Below are 9,387 nucleotides of genomic sequence, written 5' to 3' on the forward strand. Positions count from 1 at the left end.
CTCGTCACACGCAATTTCGGCTTCATTCTGCACCGGGCGCGCCTGCACCGGTCGTGGCTCGATGCGCCATCGGCGCGGCACGACGCGGACGGATTCGGCCTTTACGATCTGGAGGTGATCGACCGGCGCGTCGCCTCGATCACGCCGGCGGTCGCCAATGGCGCGCATGTGGAGAACGACCTGCGCGGGCGGATCGTCAGCCCGTGCTTCGTCGATTGCCACACCCATCTGGACAAGGGCCATATCTGGCACAGAAGGTCCAATCCGGACGGCACCTTTGCCGGCGCGCTCGAGGCGGTGGCGGCCGACCGCACCGCCAACTGGACGGCCGAAGACGTCGCCACGCGCATGCAGTTCGGCCTGAAATGCGCCCATGCGCACGGCACGCGCGCCATCCGCACGCATATCGATTCCGACGGGCCGCAGGACGCCATATCCTGGCCGGTGTTCGAGCGGCTGCGGGCCGAATGGTCCGGCCGGATCGAGCTTCAGGGCGCATGCCTGCAATCGATCGAGAAATTCCGCGAACCGGGCCGGCTCGACGCGCTGGCCGACCGCGTCGCCGGCGCCGGCGGCGTGCTCGGCGCGGTCGCCTATATGGTGCCCGACATCGACGAACTGCTCGATGCGGTGTTCGCCGCGGCGATGAAGCGTGGCCTGGCGCTCGACTTCCATGCCGACGAGACCGGCGAGGCCGACGCCCGTGCGCTGCACCACATCGCGCTGGCGGCGATCCGTCATGGCTACCGGGATCGCATCCTGATCGGCCATTGCTGCTCGCTGGCGCGCCAGCCAGAGGCGCATGTGCTCGAAACGCTGGACCTGGTGGCGCGGTCCGGCATCGACGTCGTCACGCTGCCGCTGTGCAATCTGTTCCTGCAGGACCGGCGCACCGGCCCGACCACGCCGCGATGGCGCGGGGTCACGCTGGTGCATGAGATGGCCGAACGCGGCATCAATGTGTGCGCGGCCTCGGACAACACGCGCGATCCGTTCTACGCCTATGGCGATCTGGACATGCTCGAAGTGTACCGCATGGCCACGCGAATCTGCCATTTCGACCATCCGGTCGGCGACTGGCCCAGGGCGGTCTTCGCCAATCCGGCCCGTGCCATGGGGCTCGACCCGGTGCATGGCCGCATCGCGGCAGGCGAGCCGGCCGACCTGATCATCTTTGCGGGTCGCTCGTGGACCGAGCTGTTGTCGCGGCCGGAACCGGACCGTGTCGTCGTGCGCGAAGGGACGGTGATCGACCGCGCGCTGCCGGCTTACGAGGAACTGGACCATCTGATGGAGTAGGCGATGGGCAATCTGGATGCGCTGCGCGCAGCAATCGGCGGCATCAAGGTCGAGGACAATGAAAAGATCGTCCAGCAGAAGAGCCGCGACTTCTACTGGTATTCGCCGGTCCTGAAGGAGCGGCTCGACCATGTGACGGGCGATCTGGTCGTCTCACCGGCCGACGAGGCCGAGCTGATCACCGTGCTCAAGGCCTGCTACGCGCTCGACATTCCGGTCACGCCGCGCGGCACGGGCACCGGCAATTACGGCCAGGCCATGCCGCTTTCGGGCGGTGTCGTGCTGTCACTCGCCGACATGAACGGCATTGGCGACATCTCTCCGGGACGCGTCGTCTGCGGGCCGGGCGTGATCTGCTCCGAGCTCGACAAGGCGACCAGGGCCCATTCCGGCCAGGAGATGCGCATGCATCCCTCGACCGCCCATACCGCCACGGTGGGCGGGTTCATCGCCGGCGGGTCGGGCGGGGTCGGCTCGGTGCGCTGGGGCGGCTTGCGCGACTGGGGCAACGTGATCCGGCTGCGCGTGGTGACGATGGAGGCCGAGCCGCGCGTGCTCGAACTGACCGGGGCGGATCTGCACAAGGTCACGCATGCCTATGGCACGAACGGCATCATCACCGAGGTCGAAATGCCGCTGACCACGGCCTATGACTGGGTCGACGTCATCGTCGCGTTCGACGATTTCATGGAGGCGGCGCGCTTCGGCAACGCGCTGGCGCGCCAGGACGGCATCGTGATCAAGCTCGATGCGGTCGTCGCCGCGCCGGCGCCCTACGACTATTTCAGGCGCCATCGGAAGTTCCTGCGCGAGGGCGAAAGCGTCGTGCTGGTCATGGTCGCCCCGCACGCGCTGGACGCGTTCGTCGCCTTTGCCGGCGGGCAGGGCGGGCGCGTCGCCTTCAATCAGGCCGAGACCGGGGCCGACGACCTCAAGGGGCTGCCCCCGGTGTTCGAGCTGAGCTGGAACCACACCACGCTGCGCGGGCTGCGCGTCGACCCTGCGATCACCTATCTGCAGGTGCTCTACCCGTTTCCCGATCAGTTGGCGCTGGTCGAAAAACTGCACGCGGAGTTCGAGGGCGAGGTGATCGACCATCTCGAATTCGTGCGGTTCGATGGCGATGTGACCTGCTTCGGCCTGCCCATGGTGCGCTATTCGACCGAGGAGCGGCTCGAGGAGATCATGGATTTTTTCAACGCGGCCGGGGCACCGATCTTCAACCCGCACCGTTATACGCTCGAGGAGGGCGGGATGAAGCAGACCGACGAGGTGCAACTCGCCTTCAAGCGGCAGGCCGACCCCAAGGGGCTGCTCAATCCGGGCAAGATGATCGCCTGGGACGACCCGGACTACGATTACCGGTCCGGCGGGGTGTGGCTGTTCAAGGGCCTTGAAAAGGCAAGCTGACCGGAGACGACGATGCGCATACTGGTGCTCTACGCGCACCCGGTGGAAGAAAGCTTCAACGGGGCGCTGCATCGGCTCGTTGTCGAGCGGCTCGAAGGGGCCGGACATACCGTCGATGATTGCGACCTTTATGCGGAGGGTTTCGACCCGCGCCTGAGCCGCGTCGAACGCGAGCGCTATCACGATGTGGGCGCCAATATCGAACCGGTGCGCGGCTATGTGGAACGGTTGCGGGCGGCCGAGGCGCTGGTGATGTGCTATCCGGTGTGGAACTTCGGCTATCCGGCGATCCTGAAGGGGTTCTTCGACCGGGTGTTCGTGCCGGGCGTGTCGTTCACCATCGAAAACGGCCAGGTGCGGCCGTGCCTGCACAATATCGGCAAGGTCGCGGTCGTGACCAGCTATGGCGGCTCGCGCATGCGCGCCACGCTCGCCGGAGACCCGCCGCGCAAGCTCGTCGAACGGGTGCTGCGCCTGACGGTGAAGCCCGGCGCCTCGGTGCGCTATCTGGCGCAATACGACATGAACCGGTCGACCGAGCGCATCCGCGAGCGTTTCTTGGACATGGTGGGGCGCCAGATGGATACGTTCTGATGGCGCCGGCGGAATCCCTCCTTTCACGCCGGCAAGCCCTCATCCTGGGGCGTTCGCACCTCAGGATGAGGAAATGCGCGTGGGCCTCCAAACGCCGGGCTTGTGGTACTCCCCTCTGTCCCTTCGGGACATCTCGCCCACAAGGGGGGAGAGCGGGCGCGTGCGATCACCTCCGGCTCCCACTCTCCCCCCTTGTGGGGGAGATGTCGGCGCAGCCGACAGAGGGGGGTGCGGCATGGCCGGACAAGGTTTCTTCTGCCGCGGGGCGCTCGTACTGATGCGCGTGCTCGTCGTCTATTGCCATCCGGTGCCCGAGAGCTTCTGCGCGGCGGTGCGCGACACCGTGCTGGCGGCGCTGGGCGAGGCGGGCCATGAGACGCGCCTGATCGACCTGTACGCGATCGGATTCGACCCGGTGATGGGCTGCGAAGAGCGTCGGCTCTACAACGAGACCGGCAATCCGCATCCCATGCCCGAACAGGCCGAGCAACTGAAATGGGCCGAGGCGATGGTGTTCGTCTACCCGACCTGGTGGTACGGCCTGCCGGCCATGCTCAAGGGCTGGCTCGACCGGGTGTGGACGCCGGAGATCACCTTCGCCATCGCGCCCGATAGCGGCCGGATCAGGCCGCTGATGACGCATATCCGCAAGCTCGGCGTGATCACCACCTGCGGGGCGCCGCGCTGGTGGTCCTACATGGTCGGCCATCCGGGCAAGCGCACGCTGACCCGGGGCATGCGGGCGCTCTTCGCAAGGCGCTGCAGGACGGTGTTCCTCGCCCATTACCTGATGGACGTGTCGACCCCGGAGAGCCGCGCGGCGTTCCTGGGCCGGGTGCGGCATGCCATGCTCGCATTCTGATTCGAAAGAGCCGCGCAAGCGCCTGAAACGGAGTCCGATTCCGCCGTCGCGGGCGCGCTCGGCGACCGCCGGGCTTGAATCGGATGCGCGATGGGCGCACATCTGATCATTCGCGACCGACCACCAATCCGGGACCCTTGCCATGGACATGCAGACCGACAAGACGCCCGTCACCGTGCTCACCGGCTATCTGGGCGCCGGCAAGACGACGTTGCTCAACCGCATCCTGAGCGAGGACCACGGCAGGAAATACGCCGTCATCGTCAACGAGTTCGGCGAGGTGGGCATCGACAACGAACTGGTCGTCGATGCCGACGAAGAGATCTTCGAGATGAACAATGGCTGCATCTGCTGCACGGTGCGCGGCGACCTGATCCGCATCCTGTCGGGCCTGATGAAGCGGGCCGGGGGCTTTGACGGCATCATTGTCGAGACCACCGGGCTCGCCGACCCGGCGCCCGTCGCGCAGACCTTCTTCGTCGACGACGACATCGCCGAGCGCCTGAAGCTCGACGCCATCGTCACCGTCGCCGATGCCCGCCACCTGACGGACGAACTCGGCCGCGCGCCCGAAGCGCAGGAGCAGATCGCCTTCGGCGACATCGTGCTCGTCAACAAGACCGATCTTGTGGGCGAGGACGAGCTGGCCGCGATCGAGGCGCGCATCCGGCAGATCAACCCGACAGCGAAGATCGTGCGCACGACGCGCTGCGCGGTGCCGCTCGATGCGATCCTCGGCCAGAGCGCCTTCGATCTCGACCGCATTCTCGAGGACGCGCCGGACTTCCTGCACCAGCACGGCCATGATCACGCTCATCATCGCCATGACGACGTCAACCGGCATGACGCCCATGTCACCTCCTTCTCGCTGGTCACCGACACGCCGCTCGATCCGGAGAAGTTCTTTCCCTGGATGCAGATGATCGCCCAGGAGTTCGGCATCGATCTTTTGCGCATGAAGGGCATCCTGGCGTTCAAGGACGATCCGAAGCGCTATGTCGCCCAGGCCGTGCACATGATGCTGGAGGGCGATCACCAGCGGCCCTGGCGCGAGGACGAGGCCCGCGTCAGCCGCATGGTGTTCATCGGCCGCAATCTGCCGCGCGACATCATCGAGGACGGTTTCCTCAAGTGCCGGGCGGCGCAGCCCGCCATGGCGTGATGGTCGGCCTGCGCGCGCTCAGTGTCGAGGCGCCACTGACCGGCGGCGGGTTCGCCGGCCGGGCCTTCGTGGTCGCCGATGGCGAGGGCGCGGTGCATGTGTGCGGGCTGGACGGCGCGGTCAGCCAGCGCAAGCTGCATGAGGGCGCGATCCTGGCCATGACGACCGACGAGAAGACGGGCGCCATCTTCACCGCAGGCGATGACGGGCGCGCGCTGCGCACGCTCGCCGGCGGCGAGCCGGAGGTGCTGCACGATGGCAGCAAATGGGTCGACACCATTGCCTGCTCGCCGCGTGGGGCCGTGGCCTGGTCGGCGGGCAAGACCATCCATTTGCGCCAGCGCGGCGCCGAACAGGCCGTGCCCGTCGCCGCGCCGTCCTCGGTCAGCGATCTGACCTTTTCGGCCGATGGCCGGTTTCTGGGCGCTGCGGTCTATGGCGGCGCGCTGATCGTGCCGCTGGCCGATCCGTCGGAGGCCTATCTTCTGGGCTGGCAGGGCTCGCATCTGACGGTGGGCTTCTCGCCCGACGGCCGCTTCTGCGTCACCGCGATGCTCGAAAACGCGCTGCATGTGTGGCGCATTGACAAGCCCGAGGACAAGCATGGCCGGATGGGCGGCTATCCGGCCAAGCCGCTGTCGTTCTGCTGGACCGCCGATGGCCGTTATCTGGCGACCGCCGGCGCCGAAGTGCTCGTCATGTGGCCGTTCACCGGGCCCGACGGGCCGATCGGGCAGAAGGCCGGCGTCTATCCGGCCGAGCAGAGCCTGCAGGCGCGCACTGTCGCCAGCCGGCCGAACTCCCGACAGATCGCGGTCGGCTATGTCGACGGCTCGGTGGCGTTGTTCGATCGCAAGACGAGCGCCTTCTTGCCGATCGCCGAACCGCACGAGGCCGGCGCGGTGAACGGGCTGTGTTTTTCGGCCGACGGGCGCTGGCTGGGCTTCACGCGCGAACGTGGCGTTGCCGGGCTTGCGGAGCTGGGGAAGGGGTAGCGCTGGTCCTTCTCCCCGCTTGCGGGGAGAAGGTGCCCGAGCAAAGCGAGGGCGGATGAGGGGGGCGGCGATTTTGTCGACGCAGCCACCGCCCCTCACCCAACTGCGGCCAACATGCGCTAACGCGCATGGAGCCTCGTATCCCTCTCCCCGCGCGCGGGGAGAGGGAGGGCTTCAAATCCGCCCTTCCTCCACCGCGAAACACTTCGCCTCGCCGGTATCGGTCGGCACCGGCTTGGGCACTTCGTTCGGGCAGCGCTCGAACCGGTAGGGGCAGCGCGGATGAAAGGTGCAGCCGGGCGGCGGTGAGATCGGGTTGGGGATCTCGCCCTTGACGTGGCTGTGTGTCTTGCCGCTCATCTCCAGATCGGGCACGGCCTCGAGCAGCATGCGCGTGTAGGGGTGGCGCGGGGCGTCGAACAGCGCCTTGCCTTCGGCGGTCTCGACCAGCGCGCCCAGATACAGAACGCCAATGCGGTTGGCCATGTGGCGGACGACCGAAAGGTCGTGGCTGATGAACAGATAGGTCAGGCCGAGTTCGTCCTGCAGGTCGCGCATCAGGTTGAGGATCTGTGCCTGCACCGAAACGTCGAGCGCCGAGGTCGGCTCGTCGCAGACGATGAACTCGGGATTGGACGACAAGGCGCGGGCGATGGCGATGCGCTGGCGCTGGCCGCCGGAGAATTCATGCGGGAACTTGGCGGCGTCCGCCGCGCCCAGGCCGACCAGTTCGAGCAGTTCGTCGACGCGGCGCTCGGTCGCCCGGCGGCCGTCGACCGTTGCGAAGGCATGCATCGGCTCGGCGATGATGTCGCGGACGCGCCAGCGCGGATTGAGGCTGGCAAACGGGCTCTGGAAGATCATCTGGAAGCGCGAGCGCAGCCGCGTCATCGCCGCGCTCGAGGAGGTGTCGAGCCGCTCGCCGTCGAAGACGATCTCGCCGCCCGAGGCGGGCAGAAGGCCGACGATCATCTTGGCGATGGTCGACTTGCCCGAACCGCTCTCGCCGACGAGCGCGAAGGTCTCGCCGCGCCGGATCTGGAAACTCACATCGTCGACGGCGCGCAGGAACTGGCGTTCCTGGCGTTCGAGGACGCGGTTGAGCCATGGCACGGAGACATCGAAGACCCGCGTCAGATTCTTCACCTCGACCAGCACGTCGCTCATGGCGCCGCCTCGCCTTGCGGCTCGTCGTATAGCCAGCAGGCGACCCGTCGCGTGCCGTGGGGCATGGGGTCCGGCCGCTCGACATGACAGCGGTCGAAGACGCGCGGGCAGCGCGGGTTGAACGGACATCCCGGCGGGATGTCGGTCAGGCGCGGCATGGCGCCGGGGATCTGGATCAGCCTGTCCTCCTCCTGGGCAAGGGTCGGGATCGAGCCCATCAGGCCGTGGGTGTAAGGATGCAGCGCGTGCTTGATGACATCGCGCACCGGACCGATCTCGGCGAGCCGGCCGGCATAGAGCACGGCGACACGGTCGGCGGTCTCGGCGATGACGCCCATGTCGTGGGTGATCAGCATGACCGAGGTGCCGCGCTCGGCGCACAGCCGCTTGAGCACGTCGATGATCTGCGCCTGCACAGAGACATCGAGGGCCGTCGTCGGCTCGTCGGCGATCACCAGTTCGGGCTCGCCGGCCAGCGCAAGGGCGATGACGACGCGCTGGCGCATGCCGCCGGAGAACTGGTGCGGGTAGTCGTCGATGCGCCGGGCGGCGGCGGGAATGCCGACATCGTCGAGCAGGCCGATGGCCCGCTCGCGCGCTTCCCTGGCCGAAACGCGCAGATGGGTCTGGATGGTCTCGACGAGTTGGTCGGCGATCGTGAAAAGCGGGTTGAGCGAGGTCAGCGGGTCCTGGAACACCATGGCGATGCGCTTGCCGCGAATGTCGCGCATGGCCTCCATGGACAGATTGTCGATGCGTCGGTCCCCGAGCCATATCTCGCCGCCGGCGATGCGGCCGGGCGGTTCGATCAGCCCGATGATGGCCGAGCCGGTCATCGACTTGCCGGCGCCCGATTCGCCGACCACGCCCAGCACCTCGCCGCGCATGATGTCGAAGGAGATGCCGTCGAGCGCGGTCAGCACGCCGTGGCGGGTCGGGAACTGCACGACGAGGTCGCGCACGGAGAGCAGGCTGTCGTCGGTCATCGCAGTTTCGGGTTGAGCGCGTCGCGCAGCCAGTCGCCAAGCAGGTTGACCGAAAGGGCCAGTGCCAGAAGCGCGATCGCGGGGAAGAAAAGGATCCACCACTCGCCCGAGAACAGGAACTCCTGGCCGATGCGGATCAGCGTGCCGAGCGAGGGCTGGGTGGGTGGCGCGCCGACGCCAAGGAACGACAGCGTCGCCTCGGCGATGATGGCCAGCGCCAGCGAAATCGTGGCGATCACCAGAACCGGGCCGAGCGTGTTGGGCAGGATGTGCCGGACCATGATGGCGACCGAAGAGCGGCCGATCAGCCGGGCGGCCTGGACGTATTCCTTGCCCTTTTCGACGAGCGTGGCGCCGCGCACGACGCGCGCGAACTGCACCCATTCGGACAGACCGATCGCCAGGATCAGCACCCAGATGGCGACCTCGTCGCGCCGGTCGGGCGGGGTGATGCCCTTGGCGATGCCGAAGATCAAAAGCGCGACCAGGATCGCCGGAAAGGTGAGCTGGATGTCGGCGATGCGCATGATGACGGTGTCGGTGCGCCCGCCGACATAGCCCGAGACGAGGCCCAGCGTGACACCCAGCACCATGGCGAAGATGACCGCCGAAAAGCCGACGAACAGCGAGATGCGCATGCCGTAAAGGATGGTGGCATAGACGTCGCGCCCCTGGTCGTCCGTGCCGAGGATGAAGCTCTCGCCGGTGAACTGGTTCGGGGTGAGCGGCTCGGTAAAGCCGTTCATCAGGTTGAGCTGGGCCGGGTCGAAGGGGTTTTGCGTGGTGATGAAGGGCGCAAAGACCGCGCCTCCGATCAGCACCGCGACGATGAAGGCGGCGACCATGGCCACCGGCGAGCGCCTGAACTTGTAGGCGAGATCGGAATCGAGGGCGCGGGCGAGGCTTGCCATG

General features: G+C 67.2%; 9 protein-coding genes. 6 read left to right on the forward strand and 3 right to left on the reverse strand.

Annotated elements, in window-relative coordinates:
- Positions 1–24: 24 nt before the first annotated feature.
- From RBB34_RS13295 to RBB34_RS13320, 6 genes are all read left to right on the forward strand, one after another.
- Entirely contained in the window at positions 25–1,299 is a 1,275-nt protein-coding gene (locus tag RBB34_RS13295; RefSeq protein WP_306119755.1) for a cytosine deaminase, read from the forward strand.
- 3 nt (positions 1,300–1,302) lie between these two features.
- Positions 1,303–2,709, forward strand: a complete 1,407-nt coding sequence (locus RBB34_RS13300; protein ID WP_306119712.1) for an FAD-binding oxidoreductase — start codon at positions 1,303–1,305, stop codon at positions 2,707–2,709.
- Positions 2,710–2,721: 12 nt separating this feature from the next.
- The gene (locus tag RBB34_RS13305) at positions 2,722–3,303 is read left to right on the forward strand and encodes an NAD(P)H-dependent oxidoreductase (protein WP_306119713.1); all 582 of its coding nucleotides are present in this window, start codon (positions 2,722–2,724) and stop codon (positions 3,301–3,303) included.
- 277 nt (positions 3,304–3,580) lie between these two features.
- On the forward strand, positions 3,581–4,165 hold the full coding sequence (locus RBB34_RS13310) for an NAD(P)H-dependent oxidoreductase (protein WP_306119756.1): 585 nt from the start codon (positions 3,581–3,583) through the stop codon (positions 4,163–4,165).
- A 142-nt stretch (positions 4,166–4,307) separates the two neighbouring features.
- Entirely contained in the window at positions 4,308–5,327 is a 1,020-nt protein-coding gene (locus tag RBB34_RS13315) for a GTP-binding protein (protein WP_306119714.1), read from the forward strand.
- Positions 5,297–6,322 carry a WD40 repeat domain-containing protein gene (locus RBB34_RS13320; protein ID WP_306119715.1) on the forward strand — a complete coding sequence of 342 codons (1,026 nt, stop codon included), beginning with the start codon at positions 5,297–5,299 and terminating at the stop codon, positions 6,320–6,322. Before RBB34_RS13315 ends, RBB34_RS13320 begins: the two co-directional genes overlap by 31 nt.
- 174 nt (positions 6,323–6,496) lie before the next feature.
- Here the strand turns inward: RBB34_RS13320 and RBB34_RS13325 are convergent, their stop codons facing one another.
- The 3 genes from RBB34_RS13325 to RBB34_RS13335 are packed head-to-tail and all read right to left on the reverse strand — an operon-like array spanning position 6,497 to position 9,386.
- Positions 6,497–7,489: an oligopeptide/dipeptide ABC transporter ATP-binding protein gene (locus tag RBB34_RS13325; protein WP_306119716.1), complete on the reverse strand. Its 993-nt coding sequence runs from the start codon at positions 7,487–7,489 to the stop codon at positions 6,497–6,499.
- A complete protein-coding gene (locus RBB34_RS13330; protein WP_306119717.1) occupies positions 7,486–8,475 on the reverse strand; it encodes an ABC transporter ATP-binding protein in 990 nt (329 codons plus the stop codon). The genes RBB34_RS13325 and RBB34_RS13330 overlap by 4 nt, the downstream gene beginning before the upstream one ends.
- A complete protein-coding gene (locus RBB34_RS13335) occupies positions 8,472–9,386 on the reverse strand; it encodes an ABC transporter permease (RefSeq protein WP_306119718.1) in 915 nt (304 codons plus the stop codon). Before RBB34_RS13335 ends, RBB34_RS13330 begins: the two co-directional genes overlap by 4 nt.
- Position 9,387: the final 1 nt, after the last annotated feature.

Source organism: Roseitalea sp. MMSF_3546 (assembly GCF_030732865.1).
In the GTDB taxonomy this organism is placed as follows: domain Bacteria; phylum Pseudomonadota; class Alphaproteobacteria; order Rhizobiales; family Rhizobiaceae; genus Roseitalea.

Bases quoted from the DNA above. Each gene is read 5' to 3' on its own strand.
- RBB34_RS13300 (WP_306119712.1), top strand. From the start codon at position 1,303: ATGGGCAATCTGGATGCGCTGCGCGCAGCAATCGGCGGCATCAAGGTC.
- RBB34_RS13305 (WP_306119713.1), top strand. From the start codon at position 2,722: ATGCGCATACTGGTGCTCTACGCGCACCCGGTGGAAGAAAGCTTCAAC.
- RBB34_RS13310 (WP_306119756.1), top strand. From the start codon at position 3,581: ATGCGCGTGCTCGTCGTCTATTGCCATCCGGTGCCCGAGAGCTTCTGC.
- RBB34_RS13315 (WP_306119714.1), top strand. From the start codon at position 4,308: ATGGACATGCAGACCGACAAGACGCCCGTCACCGTGCTCACCGGCTAT.
- RBB34_RS13325 (WP_306119716.1), bottom strand. From the start codon at position 7,489: ATGAGCGACGTGCTGGTCGAGGTGAAGAATCTGACGCGGGTCTTCGAT.
- RBB34_RS13330 (WP_306119717.1), bottom strand. From the start codon at position 8,475: ATGACCGACGACAGCCTGCTCTCCGTGCGCGACCTCGTCGTGCAGTTC.
- RBB34_RS13335 (WP_306119718.1), bottom strand. From the start codon at position 9,386: ATGGCAAGCCTCGCCCGCGCCCTCGATTCCGATCTCGCCTACAAGTTC.